This window comes from Streptomyces alboniger (assembly GCF_008704395.1).
GTDB lineage: Bacteria > Actinomycetota > Actinomycetes > Streptomycetales > Streptomycetaceae > Streptomyces > Streptomyces alboniger.
On the sequence record NZ_CP023695.1, the window covers coordinates 1,104,560 to 1,130,142 of the forward strand.

Sequence of the window (25,583 nt, forward strand, 5' to 3'; positions counted from 1 at the left end):
GACCACCGGGGATAGTCCCTGGGTGACGACGACTCCCGCCTCCGCGCCACGCCGCCGCCCCTCCTGGGCGGGGCGGAATTACACGCTGCTGACCGCCGCCGCGATCGTGACGAACCTCGGAAGCCACGGGGCGTTGATCGCGGCGGCGTTCGCGGTTCTCGACGCCGGGGGCGACGGCGGGGACGTCGGGCTCGTGGCGGCCGCGCGGACGCTGCCGCTCGTGTTGTTCCTGCTCATAGGCGGGGCGGTCGCCGACCGGCTGCCGCGTCACCATGTGATGGTCGCCGCCAACGCCCTCAACTGCGTGTCGCAGGCGGCGTTCGCGGGGCTCGTCATCGCGGGCGAGCCACAGCTGTGGCAGATGATGCTGCTCACCGGTCTCGGCGGCGTCGGCCAGGCCTTCTTCGGGCCCGCGGCCGAGGGCATGCTGATGTCCTCGGTCAGCGGGGAGCAGGTCAGCAGGGCCTTCGCGATGTACCGGCTCGCGATGCAGGGCGCGGGGCTCGGCGGAGCCGCGCTCGGCGGGCTGATGGTCGCGGCGATGGGCCCCGGCTGGGTGCTCGCCGTGGACGCGGTGGCGTTCGCGGCCGCGGGGGCGCTGCGTTCGTTCCTCGACGTCAGCCACATCCCGGAGCGCGCGCCGGGCGGCGGGCTCCTCTCCGATTTGCGGGACGGCTGGCGGGAGTTCACCGGCCGCCCCTGGCTCTGGTCGATCGTGGCGCAGTTCTCCGTGGTGGTGGCGGTGGTCGGCGCCGCCGAATCGGTGTTCGGGCCGCTGGTCGCCCGCGACGAGCTGGGCGGCGCGGGGCCCTGGGGCCTCGCGCTCGGCGCGTTCGGCGCGGGCACGGTCGGCGGCGCGTTCCTGATGATGCGGTGGAAGCCGCGGCGGCTGCTCTTCGCGGGCACCCTCTGCGTCTTCCCGCTGGCCGCGCCCTCGGCGGCGCTGGCCGTGCCGCTGCCGGTGGCCGGGCTCGCCGCGGTGATGTTCGTCAGCGGGGTGGCGATCGAGGTGTTCGGCGTCTCCTGGATGACCGCGATGCACCAGGAGATCCCCGAGGAGAAGCTGTCGCGCGTGGCCGCCTACGACTGGTTCGGCTCGATCGCGATGGTCCCGCTGGCTACGGCCCTCGCCGGCCCCGCGGAGTCCGCGTTCGGGCGCTCCTCGTCGCTGTGGGGATGCGCGGCGCTCGTGGTGCTGGTGACTGCGGCCGTCCTGTTCGTCCCCGACGTACGCAACCTGACACGGCGTACGAAGGAGGTGACGAGGGTGCCCGCGCCCCGCGCCGTCGGCTCCGCGGACGCCGTCGCCGCGACCTCAGCCGATGCTGAAGGCCCCGCCGGGCGGCTCGGGTGAGGGGACCGCGTCCTCGTCGCGTACGGCCTTCGCGTCGCCGATGAGGCGCCGCAGCGGCTCGCCGTGTTCGACGCGGGCGGGGAAGGCGTCGCACGCCGTGCGCCGGGCCAGTGCCGCGATGTCGATGGGGGCGTGCGAGGCGATGAGGACCGCGTTCCCGAAGCGGCGGCCGCGCAGCACGGCCGGTTCCGCGATCAGGGCCAGTTCCTCGAAGACCTCGGCGAAGGTGGCCAGCTGGGAGCGGAGGAAGGCGAAGGGCGCGCCGTCGGCGAGGTTCGCGGCGTATTGGCCGTCCGGGCGCAGCACGCGGTCGGCGGCCCTCGCGTAGGCGACCGTGGTGAGGTGCGCGGGCACGCGGGAGCCGCCGAAGACGTCGGCGACGAGGAGGTCGGCGCTGTCGTCGGGCGCGGCGTCGAGCCACTGCCGCGCGTCCGCGCCGTGCACGGTGATCCCCGAGTCCGCGGGCAACGGCAGTCGCTCGGCGACCAGTCGGAGCAGCCCGCGGTCGGCCTCGACGACGTCCTGCCGGGAACCGGGCCGGGTGGCGGCGACATAGCGGGGCAGGGTGAGGGCGCCGCCACCGAGGTGGGTGACGTCGAGCGGAAAGCCCGGTCCGGCCGCGGTGTCCAGGACGTGGGCGACGCGGCGCGCGTACTCGAACTCCACATGGGTGGGCGCGTCCAGGTCCACGTACGACTGGGGCGCCCCGTCGACGGTGAGCAGCCAGGCCCGCTCCCGGTCGACGTCGGGCATCAGCTTGGCGGTGCCGTGATCGACCTCCCGGATCACCGGAATCGCCTCGTCCGGAGGCCCGGCCCCGGCGGCGGTCTCGAACTCGTGCTCGTGCTCGTCCACGTGCTCCATTGTGCCCGCCCGCCCCGGGGGCCCGATGCTCCCGGGGCGGGCGGTGCGGGGTCATGGCCCGTCAGACGACCTCCGTGACGGTGCCCGCGCCGACGGTGCGGCCGCCCTCGCGGATCGCGAATCCGAGACCCGTCTCCAGCGGGACGTCGCGGCCCAGTTCGACCGTCATCGTGACCGTCTCGCCGGGCCGGGCCACGGCCGCCCCGCCGAGGTCGACGTCGCCGACCACGTCCGCGGTACGGATGTAGAACTGCGGCCGGTACCCCGTGGCGATCGGCGTCGTACGGCCGCCCTCGCGGGTCGACAGGACGTACACCTGCGCGGTGAAGCGCCGCTTCGGGCTGACGCTGCCGGGCGCCGCGACCACGTGGCCGCGGCGGACCGCGTCGCGTGGCAGGCCGCGCAGCAGCAGCGCCACGTTGTCCCCGGCCTGCGCCTCCTCCATGGGCTTGCCGAAGGTCTCCAGGCCGGTGACCACCGTCTCCGTGTCGGCGCCGAGGACCTCCACGCGGTCGCCGACGCGGACGGTGCCGCGCTCGACGGCGCCGGTGACGACGGTGCCGCGCCCGGTGATGGTGAGCACGTTCTCGACGGGCAGCAGGAAGGGCGCGTCGACATAGCGCTCGGGCATCGGCACGTACGTGTCCACCGCGTCGAGGAGCGCCTCGATCGCGGCGGTCCAACGCGGCTCGCCCGCCAGCGCCTTGAGCCCGGAGACCCGTACGACAGGGACGGAGTCCCCGCCGTACCCGTGCGCGGAGAGCAGGTCGCGGACCTCCAGCTCGACGAGGTCGGTCAGCTCCTCGTCCCCGGCGTCGGCCTTGTTGAGGGCGACGACGATGTGGTCGACGCCGACCTGACGGGCGAGCAGGACGTGCTCGGCGGTCTGCGGCATGATCCCGTCGAGCGCCGAGACGACGAGGATCGCCCCGTCGAGCTGGGCGGCGCCGGTCACCATGTTCTTGACGTAGTCCGCGTGGCCCGGCATGTCCACGTGCGCGTAGTGCCGGGTGTCCGTCTCGTACTCGACGTGCGCGATGTTGATGGTGATGCCGCGCTGCGCCTCCTCCGGCGCGCGGTCGATGCGGTCGAAGGGCACGAACGTGCCGGTGCCGCGCTCGCTGAGGACCTTGGTGATGGCGGCGGTCAACGTGGTCTTGCCGTGGTCGACGTGGCCCATGGTGCCGATGTTCAGGTGCGGTTTGGTGCGGACATAAGCCGTCTTGGGCATGGTGGTTCCTTCTCCGGAACTCGAAGCTGTTGCCCCGGCCCCGCGGCGTGCGCGCGGGCGGGACGGGGACCCCGGGGCCGGACCGACCCTCCCCCTGCGGGGTCCGCCGGAGTGTCCGGGGAGGGTCAGCTTCGGGCGCCGTCGAAGGCGTCGGGGGCGACAGGGGCGAGGTCGGCAGCCTTCGCAGCGCCCGCGACTGCGGGCGTGGCTGCGAGGAAGGCGTACCGGAACATGCGTCTGATCCTCACCGAAGGGGGCGCCCGCGTCGAACGATTTTCGCTCGCACCCGGTTCAGAGGTTCTTCAGCGCTTCCCGCACCGAAAGCGGGGAGAGCCGGTCCCGTTGGCGCCCGACGAAGGCGCGTACCGCTTCCGGATCGGTCTTGGCGTACTCCCGAAGGGACCAGCCGATGGCTTTCCTGATGAAGAAGTCGGGGTGCCCGGACTGCCGTACGCAGTAGGCGAAGAGACGCTCCGCGTCCGTCGCCGACTTGTGGCGCAGCTGATGGAGGAGAGCCGTGCGGGCCACCCAGAGGTCCTCGTCCTCGATCCACTCGTCCATGGCCGCGCGCAGCCCGGGGTCGGCTGCGACCAGGCCGCCGACGACGTGCGCGGCGAGCAGATCGACGGTGTCCCACCAGGAGCGCGTCGTCACGAGGTGACGCGCGACGGGCAGGAAGGCGGACGAACAGCGCTTCACGTGACTGCGCAGGTAGTCCACGGCGAAGTAGGCGTACTCCCGTTCGGGCAGTGCCCAGCAGCGCAGCGCGATCGCCGCGCAGTCCGCCTCGTCGGGGCGCGGCGTCCCGGCGAGCACGGCGCGGGCCAGCTCGCGGCGCACGGGCGAGGTCAGCCCCAGGAAGGGGGCGATGTCCTTCATATACGCGCGCATCCGAGCGGCCTGCGGCCGGTCGGCCGCCGCGGAGTAGCTCTCGACGAGCCGGTCGAGAACCGCGTCGGCCAGGTCACTTCTCGGGACTGTGACGCTCATGAGACGCACCATACGGCGATCAGACACATCAGCCCGTTAGTCTTCCCAAATGTTCGAGACCGCAACCGCCCGACCCCAGGGCTTCGCCGTGCGCTGCACCAGGGCGCTGCTGTCTCCGTGGTCACGGCTGTCGCTGCTCGTGGTGCTGCTCGCGGCGGCGGGGACGTGCGTGCTGCTGTTCGAACCGCAGCGGCTCCTCTCCGACGGGTGGCCGGCGCAGCTGGGCGGCGCCACGGCGGTGGCCCTGTTCGCGGTGGCGTACGGGGCGTGCACCGCCGCGTTCGTGCCGCGGCCGCTGCTCAATCTGGCGGCCGGCGCGCTCTTCGGCTCGCAGGCGGGTCTCGTCGCGGCGGTCGCGGGCACGGTGTTCGGTGCCGGGATCGCCTTCGGGCTCGGCCGGATGCTGGGCCAGGACGCGCTGCGGCCGCTGCTGCGGGGCCGCTGGCTGAAGGCCGCGGACGGCCAGCTCAGCCGGCACGGCTTCCGGTCGATGCTGGCCGCGCGGCTCTTCCCCGGCGTGCCGTTCGCCGCGGCGAACTACTGCGCGGCGGTCTCCCGCATGGGCTGGCTGCCGTTCCTGATCGCCACGGGCCTCGGGTCGATTCCGAACACGGCGGCGTACGTCGTCGCCGGTGCCCGCGCCTCGACGCCGACGTCGCCGGTCTTCCTGATCGCGATGGGCTTCATCGCGGTGACGGGTCTGGCCGGGGCCACGGTCGCCTGGTTCAAGCGCCACCACTTCCGCAGCGGCCGCTGACGCCCACTGGCCCCGCGGGCTTCGGGGCCCTTCAGAGCGCTTCGAGGATCGTCGCGTTGGCGAGCCCGCCGGCCTCGCACATGGTCTGTAGGCCGTACCGGGAGCCGCGCAGGCGCATCGCGTGTACGAGCGTGGTCATCAGACGGGTGCCGCTGGCGCCGAGCGGGTGGCCGAGGGCGATGGCCCCGCCGTGGACGTTGACCTTCTCATGGTCGGCGCCGGTCTCCTGCAACCAGGCCAGAACTACGCTCGCGAAGGCCTCGTTGACCTCGAACAGGTCGATGTCGTCGAGGCTGAGCGACGCCTTGCGCAGCACCTTCTCGGTGGCGGGCAGGATGCCGGTGAGCATCATGAGCGGGTCGGAGCCGGTGACGGCGAAGCTGTGCAGCCGGGCGAGCGGGCGCAGGCCGAGCCGGGCCGCGTGCTCGCTGGTGGTGATGAGGACGGCGGACGCGCCGTCGTTGACGGGGCTGGAGTTGCCCGCCGTCACGGACCAGTCGATCTGCGGGAAGCGTTCGCCGAACTGGGGGTCGTAGTAGGCGGGCTTGAGACCGGCGAGGACCTCGGGGGTGGTGGCGGGGCGCACCGACTCGTCGCGGGTGAGGCCCGCGACCGGCGCGGTCTCGGCGTCGAAGAGGCCCGTGTCCCAGGCGCGCGCGGCCCGCTGGTGGGAGGCCGTGGCGAAGGCGTCCATCCGGTCGCGCCCGATGGACCACTTGGCGGCGATCAGCTCGGCGCTGATGCCCTGCGGGACCAGGCCGTCGGGGTAGCGCTCGGCGATGCCGGGCCCGAACGGGTCGGCTCCCGCGGGCACGTTCGACCACATCGGTACGCGGCTCATCGACTCCACGCCGCAGGCCACGACCATGTCGTACGCCCCCGACATGACGCCTTGCGCCGCGAAGTGCACGGCCTGCTGCGAGGAGCCGCACTGCCGGTCGACGGTGGTCGCCGGCACGGACTCGGGGAAGCCCGCCGACAGGACGGCGTAGCGGGTGGTGTTCATGGCCTGCTCGCCGACCTGGTCGACGGTGCCGCCGATCACGTCGTCGACCAGGGCGGGGTCGATTCCGCTGCGCTCGACGAGGGCGCGCAGGGTGTGGGCGAGGAGTTCGACGGGGTGGACGCCGGCGAGGGCGCCGTTGGGCTTGCCCTTGCCGACGGGGGTGCGTACGGCTTCGACGATGACGGCGTCACGCATGGTGCGGCCTCTTTCGACTACCGAGGGAGATACCAGTGAGTAGGAAATCTGGACTCACCATAACTTCGTGAGTTGGAAAATCAAACCCTCTCGGACGCGCCCCCTAGACTGCCCCGCATGAAGGATCCGCGTCCCTGCTCCATCGCCGATGCCCTCGCCCTGGTCGGCGAGAAGTACTCCCTGCTCGTATTGCGCGAGGTGTGCCTCGGCAACGAACGCTTCGACCAGCTCGTACGCAACATCGGCGCGCCCCGCGACGTCCTCGCCGCACGCCTTCGCCGACTGGTGGAGGCCGGCGTCCTGGAGAAGGTCGTCTACAGCGAGCGTCCGCAGCGCTTCCGGTACCGGCCGACGCGGGCGGGCCTCGAACTGGAGCCGGTCCTGATGACCCTGATGGCGTGGGGTGACCGGCATCTGCGCGGGGACGACGGCCGCCCGATGATCCTTGAGCACGTGTGCGGTCATGAACTGGTCCCCGTGGTGACCTGCGCGGCCTGCGGCGACGCGGTCCGCCACGAGGACCTCACCGCGCATCCCCAGACCCCGGGCTGGACGACGACGGGGCCCTCGGCCGCCTGAACGGCGGCCCGACGCGGGGCCGGGACGCGGCCTGCGACACGGTCGGCGCCGGGCGGCCCGGCGCAGACGAGGCGGCCCTCCCGGCGGTCCCGTAACCCAAGGCCGCTACGCTGCCCCACGACGAGGGGCACGATCACCCCTCGCGTCCCGGCATTCCGCCTCCCGCACGCTCTTCCCCGCACGGCTCCCGCACGCTTCTTCCCGCACGCCCCAGCCACGCTCCTCTACGACCTTGATGACCTCGATGACCGCTGTGACCGCTCGCGCGGTCTGATGATCAGTACTTGGACGGCGCAGTTCTCATGTCTTGGCTTGAATCCTTCATCCTCGGGCTCGTCCAGGGACTGACCGAGTTCCTTCCGATCTCCTCCAGCGCGCACCTGCGGCTGACGGCGGCGTTCGCGGGCTGGCACGATCCCGGCGCGGCCTTCACGGCGATCACGCAGATCGGCACCGAGACCGCCGTGCTGATCTACTTCCGCAAGGACATCGCGCGGATCCTGTCGGCGTGGTTCGGCTCGCTCCTCGGGAAGGTGCCGCGCTCGGACCACGACGCGCAGATGGGCTGGCTGGTCATCGTGGGCTCGATCCCGATCGGCGTCCTCGGCGTGACGTTCAAGGACCAGATCGAGGGCCCCTTCCGCGACCTGCGCCTGATCGCCACCACGCTGATCGTCATGGGCATCGTCCTCGGCATCGCCGACCGCCTCGCGGCCCGTGTCGAGACGGGCGGAAAGCACCGCGCCGTACGCCACCGCAAGGGGCTCAAGGAGCTGGGCGTCAAGGACGGCCTGATCTTCGGCCTCTGCCAGGCGATGGCGCTGATCCCGGGCGTCTCCCGCTCCGGCGCCACGATCAGCGGCGGCCTCCTCATGGGCTACACCCGCGAGGCGGCGGCCCGCTACTCCTTCCTCCTGGCCATCCCCGCCGTGCTCGCCTCGGGCGTCTTCGAGCTGAAGGACGCGGGCGAGGGGCACGTCTCCTGGGGGCCGACGATCTTCGCGACGGTCGTGGCGTTCGTGGTCGGCTACGCGGTCATCGCCTGGTTCATGAAGTTCATCACCACCAAGAGCTTCATGCCGTTCGTCTACTACCGGATCCTGCTCGGCATCGTGCTCGTCGTGCTGGTCAGCATGGGTGTGCTGAGCCCGCACGCGGGCGAGTCGGCGGGCTGAGCGGCGCGTCGTCCGCTTCTGCGCCCCTCGCCGGCCTGCGCTAGGCCTCCGCCCCCTTTACGTACTCCTGGGCCATGCCCCCCGCGAAGTCGTACAGCACGACCGGCTCGTCGCCGACGACCCAGGCGTCGTGACCGGGCGAGCACACGAAGACATCGCCCGGTCCGACTTCGCTTTCGCCTCCGTCGTCCATGCGGATGTGCATCCGCCCCTGGATGACGCAGCCGTTGTGGTGGATCTGGCAACTCTCGGTACCGGTGAGCGGCGCCACGGACTCGGACCAGCGCCAGCCGGGCTCGAAGGTGGCCACGGCGAAGTCCAGTCCTGTGAGATGGACGGCTTCGAGGTGGCCATGGGGGAACTCGAGCTGTTCGTCCGGCTTCTCGACCGTCTTGACCTCCATCATGATGACTTCCTCCGTTCGGGCCATACCCTGCCCATGCTCCGGGAGTCAGTCGTCGCCGCCGCGGGGTCCACGGCCGACATCACCAGCCGACCCCTTTCACTCCATCCTCTGCCTGTCAACCGGAGGATGCCAACCGGGGTCTCGCCCCGGCTCCAGGGGCTCGGGGCCCTCGGAACCTCAGGACTGAGGGCGGCTGCCGTGGTTGGCCGCGTGCTTGCGGCGGGCCTTCTTCTTGCGGCGTCGCTTCGAGGACATGTCGCCACCTCTTCCGGTAGGGACCGATGGGTCGTTTTCCACCGTTCCATACGGATATGGGCGTGGCGACCCGGGAGCCGGTGACGTGATTGATCACGGGGTGGAGGTGTGTGGTAGCTGACAGTTCCGATTGTCGTAGGTATCCCCTAGGCTTGGCGCCATGCCCTTAACCCCACCACCCCGTGGTTCCGTGCGGTCTTCTGTCGAACTGAACGAGAGGATCCGCGGCCTGTGGCTGCGCGCCGGCGGCCGCCTCAGCGCCGAGCAGCGCAGAGAGTACGAGCAGTTGGTGACGGAGTGGGCGGCCGCGGTCCGCGAAGAGATCGTCAAAGCGGCCTGAGGTGCCGCCGTTCACCCTCGCCCCCGGGGTCCGGGTGCCCGTTCCCGCCGCCGGGGAGACCTGGGCCGTCGGCGCGGTCATCCTCAATGAGCGCGGCGAGGCCTTCGCCCAGAAGCGGGGGCCCGGCCGTCGCCTCTTCCCCGACAGCTGGGACATCGTCGGCGGTCATGTCGAGCCCGGCGAGGCGCTTCTCGACGCTCTCGCGCGCGAGATCGAGGAAGAGACCGGCTGGCTGCTGCGGCATGTGCGGCTGTTCCTCGGCGTTGCCGAGTGGACCGGGGACGATGGCGGTGGCGTGCGGCGTGAGGCCGACTACGTCGTCGAGGTCAAGGGGGACCTGAACCGCCCCGCTCTTGAGTGGTCCAAGCACAGCGCGTACGGCTGGTTCGGCCCCGGGCAGCTGCAACGGCTGAAGGAGAACCGTTCCCCCGGGGAGTTCCTGATCCACGACCTCGTCAGCCGCGCGCTCCAGGATCGCTCATCGGCGCGGTGACGTCGGGGCCGCCGTCCGTCCACTCCCGGCCGCCACGCCGACTCCTCTTCATTGCAAGCCCCTTGGCTCGGCACCGCCCGTGCCCAACACTGAGCCGATGACGCAGCGCGTGGAACTCGCCGCCGTGATCGACCGGTTGGCCATCGATGCCCTCATCACCGAGTACGCGGTGACCGTCGACGACGGTGACTGGGACGCCTACCAGCAACTGTTCACCCCGGAAGGACGCGCCGACTACCGCTCGGCCGGCGGCATCGAGGGCGGGTACGCCGAGGTAGCCGCGTGGCTGGCCGGGACGATGCGGATGTTCCCGATGCGCCAGCATCTGATCGTCAACCGCAGGCTTGAGTTCGGCGCGCTGGACCAGGACATCGGTGACACCGCGCGCCTTCAGGCCGACTATGTGAACCCCATGCGGTTCGCCGCCGGCCCCGGCGACCCCGATGCCCCCGGCGCCTCCACGGCCCCCGACTTCATCTGCGGCGGGCGCTACGCCTTCTCGCTCGTGCGTACGTCCAGCGGCTGGCGGATGCGGGCGGTGGCCGTGCGGGAGAAGTGGCGCCGGGGCGGCGACCGGCCGCGCTCGACGCCTGTCGACGACTGACGCCTCCCGCACGGCAGTTCGCCCGCCGCGACCCGCCACGCCACGCCCGCCATGCCACAGCCCGCCACGCCCCTCAGCAGCCCGTGCCACCCGAACAAATGCCCACTGTTCTAGATCGTCAGCGGCACGCACACTGGGTACACGACCGGGCGTCGGGGACCGAGGGAGGCGCTGCATGGATCTGTTCGGCGACGACCGGCGGGGGCGGCCCGCGCTCCGCGCCGAGCCGCTGCTCACCTCACGTTGGTGGCGGGGCGGCATCGCGGTCCTGACCGGGGCGCTGCCGGCCCTCGCGTTCCCCGCCGCGTCACTGTGGTGGTTCGCGTACGTGGCGCTGGTGCCGTGGATCCTCCTGGTCCGTACGGCCGCGACCGGGCGGCGGGCCATGCTCGACGGCTGGCTCGGCGGCCTCGGCTTCATGGTCGCCGTGCATCACTGGCTGCTGCCGAGCCTGCATGTGTTCACGGTCGTCATCGCCGCGTTGCTCGGCCTGTTGTGGGCCCCGTGGGGCCGGCTGGTGCGCAGGTTCCTCGGTGGCGTACCCACGCCGGGGCGCGCCGCGGCCGCGCTGGTGGTGCTCCCCTCGGCCTGGCTGATGGTCGAACTGGTCAGGTCCTGGGAGGGCTTGGGCGGGCCCTGGGGCCTGCTCGGCTCCAGCCAATGGCAACTGCCCCCGGCCCTGCGGCTGGCCTCGGTGGGTGGGGTGTGGCTGCTGAGCGCGCTGGTGGTGGCCGTCAACACGGCCATCACGCTGCTGGCCGTCGCGTGGATGGCGCGCGGGGTGCCGACTGCGAGGCGCCTGCGCCGGCCGGCTTCCCGAGAGGGCGGGGCGCCGGGGCTCGGCGAGCGGAAGACGGTCGGTGCCGGTGTGTCGGGGACGCCCGCGACGGCGCGGCCGGAAACGTCCGTGGCCACCGTGCCGAAGGCACAACGGACCACTGGCCTCCGGATATCCGGTACAGCGGAACTGCCGTCGCCCCGGGCCCGAGGCGCCGAGGAATCCGGCGCCGCCGGGCCGGAAATACCCCTCGCCTCAGCCCCCGAGGCATCCATCACCGCCGGGCCAAGGGCGCCCCAGGCCTCAGCCCCCGAGGCCTCCGGCACCCACGGACCGTCCGCACCCCACCCGACGCCCGCTACATCCGGCCCCACCGCACCCCACCCGACGCCCACTACACCCGGACCGACAGCAGCCCACCCCTCACCCCTCACACCCGCACCAACCCCTCTGCACAAAGGCCCCGCCGCCCCCGCCCTGGCCGGGCTCGTCGCCGTCGCCGTCACCGCCGTCGCGGCCTGGGCCTGGGCGCCCCGGCCCGAAGTCGCGGGGCACGTTCGGGTCGCCGTCGTGCAGCCCGGTGTCATCGACGGCGCCGGGAAGCGGCTGGAGCGCGAGGAAGCGCTGACCCGCTCGCTCGCGGGGCGGGACCTCGACCTGGTCGTGTGGGGCGAGAGCAGCGTCGGTTTCGACCTGGCGGACCGGCCCGACGTGGCGCGCCGCATCACCGCGCTCTCCCGCGACATCGGCGCGGACATCCTGGTGAACGTGGACGCTCGCCGCTCCGACCGGCCCGGCATATTCAAGAGTTCCGTGCTCGTGGGCCAGGACGGCCCGACCGGCGACCGCTACGACAAGATGCGTCTCGTGCCCTTCGGCGAGTACATACCGGCGCGTTCCCTGCTCGGCTGGGCCACCTCCGTCGGCAAGGCGGCCGGCGAGGACCGCAGGCGCGGCGACCGCCAGGTGGTGATGGACGCGGGGCACGGCCTGCGGGTCGGGCCGCTGGTCTGCTTCGAGTCGGCGTTCCCCGACATGAGCCGTCAACTGACCCGTGACGGCGCACAGTTGCTGCTCGCCCAGTCCGCCACCTCGTCGTTCCAGGCCAGCTGGGCCCCCGAGCAGCACGCCTCGCTCGCCGCGGTCCGCGCCGCCGAGACCGGCCGCCCGATGGTGCACGCCACCCTCACCGGCGTCTCCGCGGTGCACGCCCCGGACGGCTCACGCCTCGGCACCCCGCTCGGCACCTCGGCGAGCGCCGCCGCGGTGTACGACGTACCGCTGGGCAAGGGCACCACCGCGTACGTCAGATGGGGCGACTGGCCCGTGCACGGCGCGCTCGTGGTGCTCGGGGCGCTCTGCGCGGCCGAGGGTGCGCGAGCCCTCAGGCGGCGCCCTGTCCCTGAGCGGCGCGGACCACGCGCTCGCACAGCTCATGGGTCGCCAGTGCGTCCCGGGCGCTGAGCACCTTCCCCGCGCGTACGGCGTCGAGGAAGGCGAGGACGGCCTGCTCGATGCCGCGCTGCCGGGCCACCGGAACCCAGTCGCCGCGCCGCCGCACACTGGGCTGGCCCTTGTGGTCGATGACGTCGGCGAGGTTGACCACCTGCCGTTTGGTGTCCTGCCCGGAGACCTCCAGGACCTCCTCGGTGGAGCCGCTCAGCCGGTTCATCACGCCGAGCGCGGTGAAGCCGTCACCCGCCAGTTGCAGCACGACGTGCTCCATGAGCCCCTCGACGACCCGGGCGCGCACCCCGACGTGGTCGATCGGCCCCGGCGCCAGGAAGCGCAGCGTGTCCACGACGTGGATGAAGTCGTCGAGCACGAGGGTGCGCGGGTCCTCGGGCAGCCCGACGCGGTTCTTCTGCATCAGGATCAGCTCGCGCGGGTGGTCGGCGCACTGGGCGTATCCGGGCGCGTAGCGGCGGTTGAAGCCGACGGCGAGGCTGACACCGCGGTCCTCGGCGAGGTGCACGAGGCGCTCGGATTCGGCGAGTTCGTACGCGAGGGGCTTGTCGACGTACGTCGGCACGCCCGCCTCGATGAGCCGGGTGACGATCTCCGGGTGCGCGGCGGTCGGCGCGTGCACGAACGCGGCGTCCAGGCCCTGCGCGAGCAGCGCGTCCAGGTCGGTGTGGCAGTGGGCGTCGGGGATGTGGTGGACGCCCGCGACCCGCGCGAGCGTGGCGGGCGTGCGCGTCTGAAGGTGCAGCTCGACGCCGGCCTGGGTGGTGAGAACCGGCAGATACGCCTTTTGGGCGATGTCCCCGAGTCCGATGCAGCCGATCTTCACCACTGTCTCCCTACCGTCCACTGCTCGCCTACCGCTGTGCTGGCTCGCGACCCGGGGCCCGCGCGGTGCGCGCGGCGGCTCCGGTCGCCGTTCCCGCAGCATACGGGGCCTGCGGCGGGCTCCAGTCGGCGATGGAGGCGAAGCCGCGCATGATGAGGTTCGGCCCGAGCCGCGAGGCCGTCGCGGCCAGGGCGTCGCGCATGGCGATGAGGGGGCCGCTCGTGAGGTGGGTGACGCGGGAGGCGCGCGCGGCCCGCCGGACGATCTCCGTGGTGCGGGGGATCCGCGCCGCGCTGTAGGCGGCGAGGCCTGCCGCGAGGTCGCCGCCGGGCGCCGCGTGGTGGGCCAGCACGACACCGTCCTCGATGGCTTGGTTGCCGCCCTGACCGAGGCTCGGTGTCATGGCGTGCGCGGCATCGCCGACGAGGGCGACGCGGCCCCGGTGGAAGGCGGCGAGCGGCGTCGCGAGGTAGCGGACGTCGTTGCGCAGGATGGCCTCGGGCCTGACAGCGGCGATCAGGCCGGGGATCGGGTCGTGCCAGTCGGCGAAGCGGCGCAGCAGTTCGGCCTTCTCGTCGTCGGGCGCCCTGCCGCCTTCGGGGAGCCGGGCCGTGGCGTACGCGTACACCCGGCCGTCCTTGAGCGGATGCGTGCCCCAGACGCCGCCACGGCCCCAGGTCTCGTGCGGCGTGAAGGGCTTCTCGGGCGCGGGAATGACGAAACGCCACGCGGTGAATCCGGCGTACGCGGGCCCTGGGTGTGCCGGGAAGAGAGCCGCTCGCACGGCGGAGTCGATGCCGTCCGCGCCGACGACGAGGTCCGCCTCGATGTCCCCGTCGTCGGTGGCGACGACGGCCCGGCGGTGGGCGGCGCCGGGATCCGCGAGGCGGGCGCCCGTGCCGGTCCGCAGGGCGTCGTCCGGCAACGCCGAGGCCAGCAGGTCGACGAGGGTCGCGCGGTGCAGCGTCACGAGCGTGCCGCCGTACGTCTTCTCGGCCTCGGCCGCGCTCGTGCGCACCAGCCAGCGGCCGTTCGGGGCACGCATGCCGCCCTGGCCCTGCCAGGAGGCCAGGGCGCGGACCCGGTCCCCGAGGCCGAGGACGTCCAGGGCGCGCTGGGCGTTGGGAGCGAGCCCGATGCCGGCGCCCACGGGCTCCAGGGAGGCGGCGCGTTCCAGGACGCTCACGCTCCAACCGGACTCGTGCAGACCGATGGCCGCGGTGAGGCCGCCGATGCCGCCGCCGATGACGACTGCGTGGGGCTGCTCGTTCATGGCTCCTCCTCCGTGGTGCCGTACCCGGTGGCCGCGTACGTGGCATCCACCTCGTGTCACCCAGCTCGCCACTACAGCTGTAGTGACCGATAGGGAGACCGTACTACACCTGTAGTGAACGGGGTAGTGTTTCCGCCATGTCCGTACGCAGCGCGGGGGCGCCCCGCACCGAACTGATCGCCGACACCGCTCTGGCCCTGCTCGCCGAGCGGGGCATGCGCGGCCTCACGCACCGGGCCGTCGACGAGGCGGCGGGGCTGCCGCAGGGCTCGACCTCCAACCACGCACGCACCCGCCTCGCGCTCCTGGAGGCGGCGGTACGACGGCAGGCGGAGCGGGAGGCGGACGTACTCGTCCCCGCCGGGCTGCCCGACCCGGCGGCCGGCCGGGACCACCTCGCCGCGGGCCTGGCGCTGGCCCTGCACCGCTTCCTGGCCGGCGAACACCGCCGCCTGCTCGTCTCCCGCTACGAGTTGGCCCTCGAAGCGACCCGCAGACCGGAACTGCGTACGTACTACGACGCCGCGGGCGCCCAGTTCAGAGAGCCGCTCACGGCCGTCCTTCGAGCAGCGGGCTCACCTACCCCCGAACGCCACACGCTCTCCCTGGTGGCCTGGTGCGACGGCCTGATGTTCTCGTGCGTGGCGGGCTCGTACCACGCCACGACGCCGACAGAGGAAGATCTGCGCGTGGCGGTGGGTGAACTCCTGCGCGGGATGCTCCCCGCCTGATCGGGCTGTCCGAACGGGGCCGCTCCCCCCACGGTCCTGCCGCGCCGTGCACGAACCACCCCGTCACCCGTGTGGGGCAATCCCACCTCGTCCCGGCCCCAACGTCCGCTGGAACCCCGAGAGTTGTGCGGATGCCTCGACCGACCGCCTCCGCCACCACCGCCCTCCTCCTCTCCCTGGCCGTCTCGGTCACCGCCTCCGGTTGCGTGGGCGTCGATCGGCCGGCCGGGCCCGGGCCTGCCGTGACCACCCCGTCGCCGACCCCACCCCGCACGGACGGGAGAAGCCGGCCGCAGATCGAGGAGCCCCCGGCGCGGGAGGTGTTACAGCGCGTGGACCCGCCCCGCCGTCCCGCCCCCCGGATCCCCGCCGCCGAGACCCGCGCCGCTCTCCCGCCACCCCGCTCCGAGCAGCCGAAGCCGCCGCCGGTGCCGGAGCGCAGGCCCCCGGCGACGCGGCCCGACGCCGGAGCCACTCGGCCCGCACCGTCCCCCAGGCCGCCCGTCGCCGACGTGTGCGCGCTCGGCGAGGCCTACGGAGGGTGGCAACCGGGCAGCCCCCAGTCAGTCATCTGCCGGAAGACGTACGGCCGCTGAGGCGACGCGCCAGGCCTCCGGGCGAGTACCGGCCCCGGGCGGGCGGGGTTCAGCCCCTCGGCGAGGCCTCGAGCCCAGCGGCGAGGCTCCGAGCCCAGCGGTGGGGCCCGGAGGCCTTCGGCGAGGCCCCCGAGCCCCTCGGGGGCCTTGGGCCCAGCGGCGACACCCCCGTGTCCGCCGCTGAGCGACCTCACCCCCGAGCCCTCCCCTGCACCCCGCCCCTCCCGGCCGCTCCCCCACTCCTCCCCACTCCCCCCTCCTCCTCACTCCTCCTCGCTCCCCTCCCCCACCTCCCGCTCCAGCCTCGCGATGGCCGCCTTGATGCCGTTGCCGTACCCGTCGTCCTCCAGCGCGCCCACCGCGCCGCGCGCCCGGCGCAGATGGCTGCGGGCCGCTTCGGGGCGGCCCAGTTTCATGTAGTCCGCCGCCAGGTTGAGGTGCAGGGAGGGGTAGAAGCCGCGCACCGCGAGCGACTGGTGGTGTGCGTTCAGACGCTCGTCCGTCAGTTCGTCCGCCGCCGACAACGCCCGCAGGTCCCACGCCAGTTCGGCCGACGGGTCCTCCTGTGTGTCCGCCATGTAGTGCGCGAGGGTGCATCTGTGCAGCGCGTCGCCGTCCTCGCCGATCTCCCCCCACAGACCCAGGAAGCGGCCCTGCGCCTCCTCGCGGTCGCCGCCGTGGTGCAGCATGACCGCCTGCCCGATCCGCGTCATCATGGCGTCCTCCGCCGTCTGCTCCTGCTGCTCCGTCACCGGGTCCTCCATGGTCGTACGGCCATCGCCCCCATCCCTCACGACGCTAGCGGCCACCACTGACAATCATGGTCAGGCACGTTCACCGGCGGCGGCGCTCACGCGTACCGCTGGGCCAGCCCGGTGACTCTCCTGGCCACCGCGGCGCGCAGTTCGGGCGGCGCGAGCACCTCGGCCTCCAGGCCGAGCCTGAGCATGTCGCTCACGGCCACCGGCAGCGACTCCACTTCGAGCTCGGTCTCGGCCCAGCCGTCCGCGGCGCCGCGCCCGCCCGCTCCACGGCCCGCTCCCCCGCCGCGCCGAACATCACGGGCAGCAGCCGCAGCCCCGTCCGGGTCACCCTCAGCCGCGCGGTCCCCCGCAGGATCCGAGCCTCAAGCCCGCGCGACGCCTCTTGCCAGTACGCCGCCAGATCGAATCCGGCGGGGCGTCTGCCCGCCTCCTCCGCCACCGTCACCGCCAGGAACCGCGACACCCGATACGTACGTACGTCGCCGTCGGCGGCCGCCACCAGGTACCAGTTGCCCGCCTTGAGGACGAGCCCCAAAGGATGCAGGTCCCGCCGGACTTCGCCGCTCCAGCGCCGGTAGCGCGCCCGCAGCACCCGCTGGCGCCACACGGCTTCGGCGACCACCGCCAGCTGCGGCGCGGGCTCGGCGGTGCGGAACCACGCCGCCGCGTCGAGGTGGAAGCGCTCCTGGATGCGCCGGGAACGCTCCCCGAGGCCGGCGGGCAGTGCCGCACTCAACTTCAGCTGGGCGGTGGCCAGTTCCGCGCCGAGGCCGAGGTCGGCCGCGGCCCCGGGCATCCCGGCCAGGGCCAGGGAGTCGGCCTCGTCGTCGGTGAGGCCCGTCAGCCGGGTGCGGTAACCGTCGACGAGCCGGAAGCCGCCCGCCGGGCCCCGCTCCGCGTACACGGGCACTCCGGAGGCGGCGAGCGCCTCGACGTCCCGATAGACGGTCCTGACCGAGACCTCCAGTTCCTCGGCGAGTTCGGGCGCCGTCATGCGCCCGCGGTTCTGGAGCAGCAGAAGGAGGGCGAGAAGCCGGTCGGCGCGCATGGGCCCCAAGTCTGCCCGTACCTGACAGAAGATGTCAGGTACCCGCGGCAGAGTCCTCCCGACGGCGAAAGCCCCGTCCAGCCGCTCGGCGGCCGGCACTTCCAGGAGGACTACTCACGTGACCAGGACGACGACCACGCCCACGACCGCCACCGCGACCAGCGCCGAGACCACGCCCGCCACCGCGACTACCACCGAGACCACCGCCGCCACCGGGAGCTTCACCTTCGCCGCCTGGGACGAGCAGCCCGTCGCGGGCGCGGAAGGCGGCCCCCGCATCGCCCACGCCGCCGTCGCCAACGACTACAGCGGCGCCATCGAGGCCGCGGGCACCTCGTGCGAGTACACCATCGCGTACACCAGCGAGACGACCGGCGGATACGTGGGCTACGAGTTCATCGAGGGCACGCTCGACGGCCACAAGGGGTCGTTCGTCATCGAGCAGCACGGGTCGTTCGTCGCCGACGGCATCGAGTGCGCCTTCACCGTCGTGCCCGGCTCGGGCACCGGTGAGCTGGCGGGGCTCACCGGGACCGGCACGTTCACCGCGCGGCACGGGGAGAAGTCCACCCCGTACACGTTCGACTACGCGATCCGCGGCTGAGTGGCCGAGCGGCCGCGCAGTCACACGGTCGCGCGGGCGCGCGGGCGCGCGGTCGCGTCACGGACCTGCTCAGCCGATGTCCGGGATCCGCCAGTCGATCGGCTCGTGCCCCTGCGCCGCCACCGCTTCGTCGATCTGCGTGAAGGGACGCGAGCCGAAGAACCTCTTCGCGGAGAGCGGCGAGGGGTGGGCGCCCTTCACCACGACGTGCCGCTCCTCGTCGATGAGCGGGAGCTTCTTCTGGGCGTAGTTCCCCCAGAGCACGAAGACGGCGGGGTCGGGGCGGTCGGCCACCGCGCGGATCACCGCGTCCGTGAACTTCTCCCAGCCCTTGCCCTTGTGGGAGTTGGCCTCACCCGCGCGGACGGTGAGCACCGCGTTCAGCAGCAGGACGCCCTGCTCGGCCCATGGCATCAGATAGCCGTTGTCCGGCACGGGGTGGCCGAGTTCCTCCCGCATCTCCTTGTAGATGTTCCGCAGCGAGGGCGGGGTCTTCACTCCGGGGCGCACGGAGAAGCACAGCCCGTGGCCCTGGCCCTCGCCGTGGTAGGGGTCCTGGCCGAGGATCAGGACCTTCACCCGGTCGTACGGCGTCGCGTCGAGGGCGGCGAAGACCTCCTCGCGCGGCGGGTAGACGGGACCCCTCGCCCGCTCCTGCTCGACGAACTCGGTCAGCTCCTTGAAGTAGGGCTTCTGCAGCTCCTCGCCGAGGACTCCGCGCCAGGACGCGGGCAGCATGGCGATGTCGGTCACGTCAACAACCTCCGGTGTGCGATCACTTCCTCGAAGAACCTACCGGCGGCCACTGACAATCGGCCCCGCGCCCGCCGGGCCCGGCCCCGGTCGCCCGCTACCAGCTGGTCTTGCGCTGCAACTCCCACATCATCATGATCGACGAGGGGTCCAGGGCCCGCTCGCCGCCCGCGATCTCCTCGCTCGCCATGATGTACTGCTTGCCCTGCCAGAGCGGCAGCAGCCTGACGTCGTCGACCAGGATCTCCTGGGCCCGCTCGAAGTCGTCGATCACCGCGCCCCGGTCGGTCTCCCTGCGCTGGCGCGGCAGCAGCTCGTCGGTGATCTCCTTGGAGACGTACGGCGTGTTGAGCACGTTCTTCGGGCCGACGAACGGCGCGATGAAGTTGTCCGCGTCGGGGAAGTCGGGGAACCAGCCGCGCCCGAAGACCGGGTACTCGCCGTTGCTGTAGCCCTCCTGGAACTCGGTCCACGGACGGCTCTTGATCGTGATCTTGAAGAGCCCCGACGCCTCCAGCTGCCGCTTGAGCTCCGCGAACTCCGGGGCGGTGGCCGATCCGTAGCGGTCGGAGGTGTGCCAGAGGGTGAGCGGCACGGGCTCGTTGATGCCGGCGTCGGTCAGGATCTTCCTGGCCTTGGCCGTGCTGGGGTTCCCGTAGTCGTCGAAGAAGCCGGTGGCGTGGCCCGTCAGGCCGCGCGGCACCATCGAGTACAGCGGCTCGACGGTGTCCTTGTAGATCTTGTGGGCGATGGCGCCGCGGTCGATGATCTGCGCGAAGGCCCGCCGGACCGGCAGTTTCCGCGCCCAGGGGTCCTTGGTGTTGAACACCAGGTAGCGGATCTCGGTGCCCGCCCCCTCCACCAGTTCGATGTCCTGCTCGCGCCGGCCCTTGCCCTGCATGGCGACGATGTCCTCGGAGTCGAGGCCGCGGAAGGTCACGTCGATCTGCTTGTCCTTCAGGGCGTCGACCATCGCCGACGACTTCTTGAAGTAGCGGATGGTGACGCCTTCGTTCTTGACGTCGGCCGCGCCCTGGTAGTGACTGTTCTTGACCAGCTCGGCCTTCTGGTTGGGTGTGTACGCCTCCAGGACGTACGGCCCCGAACCGGTGATCTCGTTGCCCTCGCGGAGCTTGTCCGCCGGATAGTCCTGAGGGTCGACGATCGACATGGCGGGCGTTGTGAGTACGAACGGGAAGGTGGCGTCCGCCTTCTTGAGCTTGAAGACCACAGTCCGCTCGCCCTTGGTGCGGACCGTGTCGAGCGAGCCGAGCAGCCCCATCGGTCCGCCCTTCACCACGCCCTTGGCCTCGAGCGTCCGCATCCGGTCGAAGGAGTACTTGACGGCGGCCGCGTCCAGTTCGTCGCCGTCGGAGAACTTCAGCCCCTCGCGCAGCTCACAGCTGAAGACCGTGCTGGTGGCGTCCGTGAACTTGCAGGACTCCGCGGCGTCCGGCTCGGGCTCGGTGGCCCCCGAGGGGAAGCTGAGCAGCGTCTGGAAGACGTTCCTGTACAGCTCCCAGGAGCTGTCCCAGGCCTTGGCCGGATCCAGGGTGCTGGGGGCGCTCATCGTGCCGACGGTTATCCGCTGTTCCTCGTCCGGTCCTTCGGAGGACAGCACCCCGCAGCCTGCGAGCAGGGACATGGACGCGAGCGCCGCGAGCTGGCGCCGACCCCTCATACGCTTCGCGGGGGGAACTTCACTGAACACGCGCACGCTCCTCGATCGGCCATGCCATGGGATCGGCAGACAATATCGCAGCACCCCGCCGTGCCAACTGCTGGCGCCGACGGGGCACTTGATGAGCGTGTACGTCTCTTTTGACCGCGTACCCGACGGTTGTACGTCCTACGTCAGCCGACGCCCGCATTGAGGAAGATGCCGCCATCGACCACGAGTGTCTGCCCGGTGATCCAGTCGGACTGGCTGGAGGTGAGGAAGGCGGCCGCGCCGCCGATGTCCTCGGGCACGCCGAGCCTGCCGAGCGGGTAGGAGGCGGCCGCCTCGGCCTCGCGGCCCTCGTAGAGCGCCTGGGCGAACTTGGTCTTGACGACGGCGGGCGCGATGGAGTTCACGCGCACCTTCGGCGCGAACTCGTGCGCCAGCTGGAGGCTGAGGTTGACCATGGCGGCCTTGCTCATCCCGTACGCCCCGATGAAGGGCGAGGCGGAGACGCCGGCGACGGAGGCGATGTTCACGATCGCGCCGCCGTTCTCGCTCTGCCAGGCCTTCCAGGTCTGCTGGGCGAAGCCGAGCGCCGAGATGACGTTGGTCTCGTACACCTTGCGTGCCACGTCCAGGTCCAGCTCGGCCAGCGGGCCGAAGACCGGGTTCGTACCGGCGTTGTTGATGAGGAAGTCGACGCGGCCGAACGCCTCCATCATGCGCTCGACGACGACTGCCTGGTGGGCCACGTCGTGGGCCTTGCCCGCGACGCCGATGACCCGGTCGGAGCCGAGCTTCTCGACGGCGTCCTTGAGAGCGTCCTCGTTGCGTCCGGTGATGCAGACGCGGTCGCCCCGGGCGACCAGTGCCTCGGCGATGCCGTAGCCGATGCCGCGGCTCGCGCCCGTGATGAGCGCGGCCTTCCCGCTGTCCCGTCCAGTCATGGTCTTAGCCTTCCCGGTCAGTTGAGGGGGCCGCCGGCGACGTACATGACCTGCCCCGAGACGAAGCCCGCGGCGTCGCCCGTGAAGAAGGCGATGGCGTTGGCGATGTCCTCGGGGCGGCCGACGCGCTGCACCGGGATCTGGGTGGCGGCCGCCGCCTGGAACTCCTCGAAGTCCATGCCGACGCGGTCGGCCGTGGCCTTGGTCATCTCGGTGACGATGAAGCCGGGGGCGACGGAGTTGGCGGTGACGCCGAACTTGCCCAGCTCCTTGGCCAGGGTCTTGGTGAGGCCCTGGAGTCCGGCCTTGGCGGCGGAGTAGTTGACCTGTCCGCGGTTGCCGAGGGCGGAGGACGAGGAGAGGTTCACGATCCGGCCGAACTTGGCGTCCACCATGTGCTTCTGGACGGCGCGGGACATCAGGAACGCGCCGCGCAGGTGCACGTTCATGACCGTGTCCCAGTCGCTCGCGCTCATCTTGAAGAGGAGGTTGTCGCGCAGCACTCCGGCGTTGTTGACGAGGATCGTCGGCGCGCCCAGCTCCTCGGCGATGCGGGCGATCGCCGCCTCGACCTGTGCCTCGTCGGACACGTCGCAGCCGACGGCGAGCGCCTTGCCACCGGCCGCGGTGATCTGCGCGACGGTGTCCTTGCAGGCGGCCTCGTCGAGGTCGATGACGGCGACGGCGCGGCCCTCGGCGGCGAGCCGGAGGGCCGTCGCCGCGCCGATGCCCCGCGCCCCTCCGGTCACGACCGCGACGCGCTGCTCAGTGGTGGACATGCTGGTTCTCCTCGCCCTTGGGATGCGGCTCCACGGTACGCCCGACAGATGAGCGACCGCTTAGTACCTTCAGCTGGACGAGACGCTAGAAGCCCTGGCACCGGGTGTCAACGGCCCGCAGGGCAGCTGTGACGCGTTACCTCACCAACAGGTCGAGAAGTCGGTTCACCTCGGCCTCGGGGTCCGCCGTGAGACCTGTGTGGACCGGCCCCGGCTGGACGACCGTGGAACGGGGCGCGATGAGCCAGCGAAAGCGCCGCCCGGCGTCGTCGCGCTCGGCCTGGCCCGCGGCTTCCCCGCCCTCGCAGATCCGCTCGACGGCGCCGAGCGCGGCCTTGACGCCGTCGACGTCGGCCGCCGGGTCGAGCGCGAGCAGCTTGTTCTCGTCGAGGTGCGTGCGGGCGGCCACGAAGCTCTTGGCGCGGCAGTAGACCACGACGCCCGCGTTGAACTGCTCGCCGCGCTCCACGCGCGGCACCACGCGCACCAGCGCGTACTCGAAGACGTCCCGCTCGGTCACTTCGTGGCACCCTTCGGCCGCGGCTCGCCGAGGGCGATCCGGTCGTGAATGGTCTTGGCACGCGGCAGCAGGGCCGCCACGTAGGCGCGGCGCACGTCGTCCGGGTCCTCGAAGCCGGGCTCGTCGACGAGCCACGCGTCGGGCACCTGTGCGGTGACCTCGGTGAGCAGTTCCTCGGTGACGAGCGGGGCGAGTTCCGCGGCGGCGGACGCCACATCGGGCCCGAAGGGGGCGAGGACGTGGTCCGAGGCGTCGTACGGCTTGGCGGCCGCGGTCCCGGCGGTGCGCCAGTTGTGGTGCCAGATCATGCTCGCCCCGTGGTCGATCAGCCACAGGTCCCCCTGCCACAGGAGCAGGTTCGGATTGCGCCAGGACCGGTCCACGTTGTTGATCAGGGCGTCGAACCAGACGACGCGCCCCGCCTCGGCCGGGTCCACGCCGTAGGCGAGGGGGTCGAAGCCGAGCGCGCCCGAGAGGAAGTCCATGCCGAGGTTGAGGCCGCCGCTCGACTTCAGGAGTTCCTGCACCTCCTGGTCGGGCTCGCCGAGGCCGATCACCGGGTCCAGCAGGATCTGGACCAGCCGGGGCATCCGCAGCCCGAGGCGCCGAGCCAACTCCCCGCAGATCACCTCGGCTACGAGTGTCTTGCGGCCCTGGCCGGCGCCGGTGAACTTCATGACGTACGTGGCGTTCACGCCGTCGCTGTCGGCGGCCTCCACAACGCCGGGCAGCGATCCGCCCTCCCGCAAGGGGGTGACGTATCGGACCGCGGTGACTTCGGTGAGCATGGACCCAGGTTATAAGTCCTCGTTCCGGTGAACGCGGCGGCCCGGGCACCCGTACCCCAGGGCATGACGACTACCGAAGAAACCGTCTCCGGGCCCCGCCGCCGCACCGTCGTGGCCACGTTGGGCGCCGCGGGGATCGCCGCCGCCCTGACCGCGTGCGGCAGCGATGACAAGGACGCTTCCGAACCGGCGGGCGCACAGGCTCCCGAGGGCGGCGGCGGGGCCGCCGGGACCGTGCTGGCCAGGACGTCGGACATCCCCGTGGGCGGCGGCAAGATCTTCAAGGACGAGGGCGTGGTGGTCACCCAGCCCGCCAAGGGCGAGTTCAAGGCGTTCTCGAATCTGTGCACCCACAAGAAGTGTCCGGTGACGAGTGTCGAGGGAGGCACCATCAACTGCACGTGCCACGGAAGCAAGTTCGACATCACCGACGGCAGCGTCAAACAGGCCCCCGCGCCCGGCCCGCTGCCCGCGGCCGAGATCTCCGTGGACGGTGACTCGATCAAGCTCGCCTAGGGGTTCCAGACGCCGAGTACGTCTTCCGTGCGGGTGATGGTGGCGACCAGGGCGAGGGTGTTGCGGACCATCGCGGGGGTGTAGTCGGCGGGCACCCCCGCGATGGCGTCGGCGGGTACGACGGCGGTGTAGCCGAGGTTCACCGCGTCGAACACGGCGTTGGGTATCGCGACGTTGGCCGAGACCCCGGTGACCAGGAGCGTGCGGCAGCCGATGTTGCGCAGCAGCGGGTCGACGTCGGTCCCCGCGAGGGGTGACAGGCCGTGCAGACGCCGTACGACGAAGTCCTCCTCGGCGACGTCGACCGGCGGCGCGATCCGCACGGCCCGGGTGCCCGACAGCTGCTGTACGGGCAGCCGTTCGGCGGCGCGGAAGAGCCGGGCGTTGTGGCTGGCCCCGCGGCCGTCGGGCCGCCGTTCGGCGACGGCGTGCAGGACCTGGACGCCACTGCGGTGGGCCGCGGACACCAGCCGCGCGACGTTGGCGAGGGCACCGGACGACCGTGCCTCCTCGGCGAGTTCGGGCAGCGCGCTCCCGGTGCCCACCACTCCCTGCTGGCACTCGACGGTCAGCAGGGCCGTGGTGGCGGGGTCGAGTAGCTCCCTGAGCTGTGCGTACGACGGCATGGCTCCCCTTGTCGCGGACGTGCCGGACGTCGGGCCCCCGGCGGCGGGCGGTCGGCGCCCACACAGGGCCGGCGCCCGGAATCCGCGGGAGGCTAACGGCCATTGCGTCACGAGGGAAGAGCCTCCATCCTTTCCTGACGCGTAGTCAGTCGAGCGCCACTGGGGAGGACGTATGGCCGTCACACAGCGCCGGGGTCAAAGGATCCTGATGACGCCGGAGGAGCTCGACGCGTTCCTGGCCACTGAGCGCACCTGCCGGGTGGCGACGGTCTCGGCCGAAGGCGCCCCGCACGTCAGCACGCTCTGGTTCGCCTGGGACGGCACCTCGCTGTGGCTCTACTCGATCACCCGCAGCAAGCGCTGGGCCGATCTGCGCCGGGATCAGCGGATCGCGGTGGTGGTGGACACGGGCGAGGAGTACGGAGAGCTGCGCGGCGTCGAGCTGTCGGGGATCGTCGAGTTCGTCGGTGAGTCCCCGCGTACGGGCGAACCGTGCCCTGAACTCGACGTTCCCGAGCGCCTGTTCGCCCGCAAGCTGTTCGGCCTGGACGAGATGCCGCATGACGGGCGCCACGCGTGGATCCGGCTGACGCCGGACGCGATCGCCTCGTGGGACTTCCGCAAGCTGGCGGGGCTGTAGCCGGCCACCTCTCCC

At 72.0% G+C, this 25,583-nt stretch carries 30 protein-coding genes and 1 pseudogene; 13 read left to right on the top strand and 18 right to left on the bottom strand.

Going from position 1 to position 25,583, the window contains the following annotated elements; translation table 11 throughout:
• The first annotated feature begins 22 nt into the window (after positions 1-22).
• The gene (locus CP975_RS04650) at positions 23-1,354 is read left to right on the top strand and encodes an MFS transporter (RefSeq protein WP_055532277.1); all 1,332 of its coding nucleotides are present in this window, start codon (positions 23-25) and stop codon (positions 1,352-1,354) included.
• Here the strand turns inward: CP975_RS04650 and CP975_RS04655 are convergent.
• From CP975_RS04655 to CP975_RS04665, 3 genes are all read right to left on the bottom strand, one after another.
• Positions 1,316-2,107 (bottom strand): spermidine synthase, encoded by a 792-nt coding sequence (locus CP975_RS04655; RefSeq protein WP_055532294.1) that lies wholly within the window; start codon positions 2,105-2,107, stop codon positions 1,316-1,318. The two genes, CP975_RS04650 and CP975_RS04655, sit on opposite strands and share 39 nt — an antisense overlap.
• A 172-nt stretch (positions 2,108-2,279) precedes the next feature.
• Positions 2,280-3,449, bottom strand: a complete 1,170-nt coding sequence (tuf, locus tag CP975_RS04660) for an elongation factor Tu (protein ID WP_055532280.1) — start codon at positions 3,447-3,449, stop codon at positions 2,280-2,282.
• A gap of 291 nt (positions 3,450-3,740) precedes the next feature.
• Positions 3,741-4,439, bottom strand: a complete 699-nt coding sequence (locus CP975_RS04665; protein ID WP_055532296.1) for a DNA alkylation repair protein — start codon at positions 4,437-4,439, stop codon at positions 3,741-3,743.
• Positions 4,440-4,488: 49 nt separating this feature from the next.
• Between CP975_RS04665 and CP975_RS04670 the strand changes: the two genes are divergently transcribed.
• Positions 4,489-5,196 (top strand): TVP38/TMEM64 family protein, encoded by a 708-nt coding sequence (locus tag CP975_RS04670; protein WP_055532282.1) that lies wholly within the window; start codon positions 4,489-4,491, stop codon positions 5,194-5,196.
• A gap of 31 nt (positions 5,197-5,227) precedes the next feature.
• On the opposite strand, the gene CP975_RS04675 is transcribed toward CP975_RS04670, so the two are convergent.
• Positions 5,228-6,397 (bottom strand): thiolase family protein, encoded by a 1,170-nt coding sequence (locus CP975_RS04675; protein ID WP_055532284.1) that lies wholly within the window; start codon positions 6,395-6,397, stop codon positions 5,228-5,230.
• Between the two features lie 108 nt (positions 6,398-6,505).
• Between CP975_RS04675 and CP975_RS04680 the strand changes: the two genes are divergently transcribed.
• Both CP975_RS04680 and CP975_RS04685 read left to right on the top strand, forming a co-directional pair.
• Complete coding sequence (locus CP975_RS04680; RefSeq protein ID WP_167532801.1) at positions 6,506-6,976, top strand: winged helix-turn-helix transcriptional regulator; 471 nt, start codon at positions 6,506-6,508, stop codon at positions 6,974-6,976.
• A gap of 302 nt (positions 6,977-7,278) precedes the next feature.
• Positions 7,279-8,151 (top strand): undecaprenyl-diphosphate phosphatase, encoded by an 873-nt coding sequence (locus tag CP975_RS04685; RefSeq protein ID WP_055532288.1) that lies wholly within the window; start codon positions 7,279-7,281, stop codon positions 8,149-8,151.
• 40 nt (positions 8,152-8,191) lie between these two features.
• Here CP975_RS04685 and CP975_RS04690 read toward each other — a convergent pair whose 3' ends face one another.
• The gene (locus CP975_RS04690) at positions 8,192-8,557 is read right to left on the bottom strand and encodes a cupin domain-containing protein (protein ID WP_055532298.1); all 366 of its coding nucleotides are present in this window, start codon (positions 8,555-8,557) and stop codon (positions 8,192-8,194) included.
• A 177-nt stretch (positions 8,558-8,734) separates the two neighbouring features.
• Complete coding sequence (locus tag CP975_RS36745) at positions 8,735-8,812, bottom strand: 50S ribosomal protein bL37 (RefSeq protein WP_466231358.1); 78 nt, start codon at positions 8,810-8,812, stop codon at positions 8,735-8,737.
• A 190-nt stretch (positions 8,813-9,002) separates the two neighbouring features.
• Here CP975_RS36745 and CP975_RS04695 point away from each other — a divergent pair, with 190 nt between their 5' ends.
• The 4 genes from CP975_RS04695 to lnt all read left to right on the top strand — a co-directional run bounded on the left by CP975_RS04695 (position 9,003) and on the right by lnt (position 12,491).
• Entirely contained in the window at positions 9,003-9,152 is a 150-nt protein-coding gene (locus CP975_RS04695; RefSeq protein ID WP_420712218.1) for a hypothetical protein, read from the top strand.
• 1 nt (position 9,153) lies between these two features.
• Complete coding sequence (locus tag CP975_RS04700; RefSeq protein WP_055532290.1) at positions 9,154-9,645, top strand: NUDIX hydrolase; 492 nt, start codon at positions 9,154-9,156, stop codon at positions 9,643-9,645.
• 97 nt (positions 9,646-9,742) lie between these two features.
• On the top strand, positions 9,743-10,249 hold the full coding sequence (locus CP975_RS04705; protein WP_055532292.1) for a nuclear transport factor 2 family protein: 507 nt from the start codon (positions 9,743-9,745) through the stop codon (positions 10,247-10,249).
• Between the two features lie 175 nt (positions 10,250-10,424).
• A complete protein-coding gene (gene lnt, locus CP975_RS35685; protein ID WP_246201399.1) occupies positions 10,425-12,491 on the top strand; it encodes an apolipoprotein N-acyltransferase in 2,067 nt (688 codons plus the stop codon).
• Here lnt and CP975_RS04720 read toward each other — a convergent pair.
• Together CP975_RS04720 and CP975_RS04725 are read right to left on the bottom strand one after the other, a co-directional pair.
• Entirely contained in the window at positions 12,412-13,320 is a 909-nt protein-coding gene (locus CP975_RS04720) for a Gfo/Idh/MocA family protein (protein ID WP_055535891.1), read from the bottom strand. The genes lnt and CP975_RS04720 overlap by 80 nt on opposite strands.
• A gap of 28 nt (positions 13,321-13,348) precedes the next feature.
• A complete protein-coding gene (locus CP975_RS04725; RefSeq protein WP_055535889.1) occupies positions 13,349-14,593 on the bottom strand; it encodes an FAD-dependent monooxygenase in 1,245 nt (414 codons plus the stop codon).
• Positions 14,594-14,730: 137 nt separating this feature from the next.
• Between CP975_RS04725 and CP975_RS04730 the strand changes: the two genes are divergently transcribed.
• Both CP975_RS04730 and CP975_RS04735 read left to right on the top strand, forming a co-directional pair.
• Positions 14,731-15,324, top strand: coding sequence for a TetR/AcrR family transcriptional regulator (locus tag CP975_RS04730; RefSeq protein WP_055535887.1), 594 nt, complete (start codon positions 14,731-14,733; stop codon positions 15,322-15,324).
• A 131-nt stretch (positions 15,325-15,455) separates the two neighbouring features.
• Entirely contained in the window at positions 15,456-15,920 is a 465-nt protein-coding gene (locus CP975_RS04735) for a hypothetical protein (RefSeq protein WP_150476601.1), read from the top strand.
• Between the two features lie 263 nt (positions 15,921-16,183).
• Here CP975_RS04735 and CP975_RS04740 read toward each other — a convergent pair whose 3' ends face one another.
• The 3 genes and pseudogenes from CP975_RS04740 to CP975_RS04745 form a co-directional block, all read right to left on the bottom strand.
• Entirely contained in the window at positions 16,184-16,672 is a 489-nt protein-coding gene (locus tag CP975_RS04740) for a tetratricopeptide repeat protein (protein ID WP_055535306.1), read from the bottom strand.
• 98 nt (positions 16,673-16,770) lie between these two features.
• Positions 16,771-16,935: pseudogene (locus CP975_RS36750) on the bottom strand (WCX domain-containing protein); the annotation flags it as partial.
• Positions 16,875-17,732 (bottom strand): helix-turn-helix transcriptional regulator, encoded by an 858-nt coding sequence (locus CP975_RS04745; protein WP_481059255.1) that lies wholly within the window; start codon positions 17,730-17,732, stop codon positions 16,875-16,877. The pseudogene CP975_RS36750 and the gene CP975_RS04745, both read right to left, overlap by 61 nt.
• A 118-nt stretch (positions 17,733-17,850) precedes the next feature.
• Between CP975_RS04745 and CP975_RS04750 the strand changes: the two genes are divergently transcribed.
• Positions 17,851-18,336 carry a DUF3224 domain-containing protein gene (locus CP975_RS04750; RefSeq protein WP_055535280.1) on the top strand — a complete coding sequence of 162 codons (486 nt, stop codon included), beginning with the start codon at positions 17,851-17,853 and terminating at the stop codon, positions 18,334-18,336.
• Between the two features lie 69 nt (positions 18,337-18,405).
• Here CP975_RS04750 and ung read toward each other — a convergent pair whose 3' ends face one another.
• The 6 genes from ung to CP975_RS04780 all read right to left on the bottom strand — a co-directional run bounded on the left by ung (position 18,406) and on the right by CP975_RS04780 (position 23,786).
• The gene (gene ung, locus CP975_RS04755) at positions 18,406-19,089 is read right to left on the bottom strand and encodes a uracil-DNA glycosylase (RefSeq protein ID WP_055535286.1); all 684 of its coding nucleotides are present in this window, start codon (positions 19,087-19,089) and stop codon (positions 18,406-18,408) included.
• 97 nt (positions 19,090-19,186) lie between these two features.
• Positions 19,187-20,770, bottom strand: a complete 1,584-nt coding sequence (locus CP975_RS04760) for an ABC transporter substrate-binding protein (protein WP_055535289.1) — start codon at positions 20,768-20,770, stop codon at positions 19,187-19,189.
• Positions 20,771-20,943: 173 nt separating this feature from the next.
• A complete protein-coding gene (locus CP975_RS04765; protein ID WP_055535290.1) occupies positions 20,944-21,699 on the bottom strand; it encodes an SDR family oxidoreductase in 756 nt (251 codons plus the stop codon).
• Between the two features lie 17 nt (positions 21,700-21,716).
• Positions 21,717-22,478, bottom strand: a complete 762-nt coding sequence (fabG, locus tag CP975_RS04770; RefSeq protein WP_055535291.1) for a 3-oxoacyl-ACP reductase FabG — start codon at positions 22,476-22,478, stop codon at positions 21,717-21,719.
• A 136-nt stretch (positions 22,479-22,614) separates the two neighbouring features.
• On the bottom strand, positions 22,615-22,998 hold the full coding sequence (locus tag CP975_RS04775; protein WP_055535296.1) for a DUF3037 domain-containing protein: 384 nt from the start codon (positions 22,996-22,998) through the stop codon (positions 22,615-22,617).
• Positions 22,995-23,786 carry a HipA family kinase gene (locus CP975_RS04780; protein WP_055535298.1) on the bottom strand — a complete coding sequence of 264 codons (792 nt, stop codon included), beginning with the start codon at positions 23,784-23,786 and terminating at the stop codon, positions 22,995-22,997. Before CP975_RS04780 ends, CP975_RS04775 begins: the two co-directional genes overlap by 4 nt.
• A gap of 63 nt (positions 23,787-23,849) precedes the next feature.
• Here CP975_RS04780 and CP975_RS04785 point away from each other — a divergent pair, with 63 nt between their 5' ends.
• Positions 23,850-24,302 carry a Rieske (2Fe-2S) protein gene (locus CP975_RS04785; RefSeq protein ID WP_055535300.1) on the top strand — a complete coding sequence of 151 codons (453 nt, stop codon included), beginning with the start codon at positions 23,850-23,852 and terminating at the stop codon, positions 24,300-24,302.
• Here CP975_RS04785 and CP975_RS04790 read toward each other — a convergent pair.
• Positions 24,299-24,928 carry a cysteine hydrolase family protein gene (locus tag CP975_RS04790; protein WP_055535302.1) on the bottom strand — a complete coding sequence of 210 codons (630 nt, stop codon included), beginning with the start codon at positions 24,926-24,928 and terminating at the stop codon, positions 24,299-24,301. The genes CP975_RS04785 and CP975_RS04790 overlap by 4 nt on opposite strands.
• Positions 24,929-25,100: 172 nt before the next feature.
• Here CP975_RS04790 and CP975_RS04795 point away from each other — a divergent pair, with 172 nt between their 5' ends.
• Complete coding sequence (locus CP975_RS04795; RefSeq protein ID WP_055535304.1) at positions 25,101-25,568, top strand: pyridoxamine 5'-phosphate oxidase family protein; 468 nt, start codon at positions 25,101-25,103, stop codon at positions 25,566-25,568.
• The last annotated feature ends 15 nt before the right edge of the window (positions 25,569-25,583 follow it).

What these genes read in the sequence shown, in the direction of transcription:
- fabG (WP_055535291.1), bottom strand. Translation starts at nt 22,478, where the DNA reads ATGTCCACCACTGAGCAGCGCGTCGCGGTCGTGACCGGAGGGGCGCGG.
- CP975_RS04670 (WP_055532282.1), top strand. Translation starts at nt 4,489, where the DNA reads ATGTTCGAGACCGCAACCGCCCGACCCCAGGGCTTCGCCGTGCGCTGC.
- CP975_RS04790 (WP_055535302.1), bottom strand. Translation starts at nt 24,928, where the DNA reads ATGCCGTCGTACGCACAGCTCAGGGAGCTACTCGACCCCGCCACCACG.
- CP975_RS04690 (WP_055532298.1), bottom strand. Translation starts at nt 8,557, where the DNA reads ATGATGGAGGTCAAGACGGTCGAGAAGCCGGACGAACAGCTCGAGTTC.
- CP975_RS04655 (WP_055532294.1), bottom strand. Translation starts at nt 2,107, where the DNA reads ATGCCCGACGTCGACCGGGAGCGGGCCTGGCTGCTCACCGTCGACGGG.
- CP975_RS04675 (WP_055532284.1), bottom strand. Translation starts at nt 6,397, where the DNA reads ATGCGTGACGCCGTCATCGTCGAAGCCGTACGCACCCCCGTCGGCAAG.
- CP975_RS04765 (WP_055535290.1), bottom strand. Translation starts at nt 21,699, where the DNA reads ATGACTGGACGGGACAGCGGGAAGGCCGCGCTCATCACGGGCGCGAGC.
- CP975_RS04685 (WP_055532288.1), top strand. Translation starts at nt 7,279, where the DNA reads ATGTCTTGGCTTGAATCCTTCATCCTCGGGCTCGTCCAGGGACTGACC.
- CP975_RS04725 (WP_055535889.1), bottom strand. Translation starts at nt 14,593, where the DNA reads ATGAACGAGCAGCCCCACGCAGTCGTCATCGGCGGCGGCATCGGCGGC.
- CP975_RS04705 (WP_055532292.1), top strand. Translation starts at nt 9,743, where the DNA reads ATGACGCAGCGCGTGGAACTCGCCGCCGTGATCGACCGGTTGGCCATC.
- CP975_RS04665 (WP_055532296.1), bottom strand. Translation starts at nt 4,439, where the DNA reads ATGAGCGTCACAGTCCCGAGAAGTGACCTGGCCGACGCGGTTCTCGAC.
- CP975_RS04785 (WP_055535300.1), top strand. Translation starts at nt 23,850, where the DNA reads ATGACGACTACCGAAGAAACCGTCTCCGGGCCCCGCCGCCGCACCGTC.
- CP975_RS04745 (WP_481059255.1), bottom strand. Translation starts at nt 17,732, where the DNA reads ATGCGCGCCGACCGGCTTCTCGCCCTCCTTCTGCTGCTCCAGAACCGC.
- tuf (WP_055532280.1), bottom strand. Translation starts at nt 3,449, where the DNA reads ATGCCCAAGACGGCTTATGTCCGCACCAAACCGCACCTGAACATCGGC.
- CP975_RS04780 (WP_055535298.1), bottom strand. Translation starts at nt 23,786, where the DNA reads ATGCTCACCGAAGTCACCGCGGTCCGATACGTCACCCCCTTGCGGGAG.
- CP975_RS04735 (WP_150476601.1), top strand. Translation starts at nt 15,456, where the DNA reads ATGCCTCGACCGACCGCCTCCGCCACCACCGCCCTCCTCCTCTCCCTG.
- CP975_RS04795 (WP_055535304.1), top strand. Translation starts at nt 25,101, where the DNA reads ATGGCCGTCACACAGCGCCGGGGTCAAAGGATCCTGATGACGCCGGAG.
- CP975_RS04730 (WP_055535887.1), top strand. Translation starts at nt 14,731, where the DNA reads ATGTCCGTACGCAGCGCGGGGGCGCCCCGCACCGAACTGATCGCCGAC.
- CP975_RS36745 (WP_466231358.1), bottom strand. Translation starts at nt 8,812, where the DNA reads ATGTCCTCGAAGCGACGCCGCAAGAAGAAGGCCCGCCGCAAGCACGCG.
- lnt (WP_246201399.1), top strand. Translation starts at nt 10,425, where the DNA reads ATGGATCTGTTCGGCGACGACCGGCGGGGGCGGCCCGCGCTCCGCGCC.
- CP975_RS04760 (WP_055535289.1), bottom strand. Translation starts at nt 20,770, where the DNA reads ATGAGGGGTCGGCGCCAGCTCGCGGCGCTCGCGTCCATGTCCCTGCTC.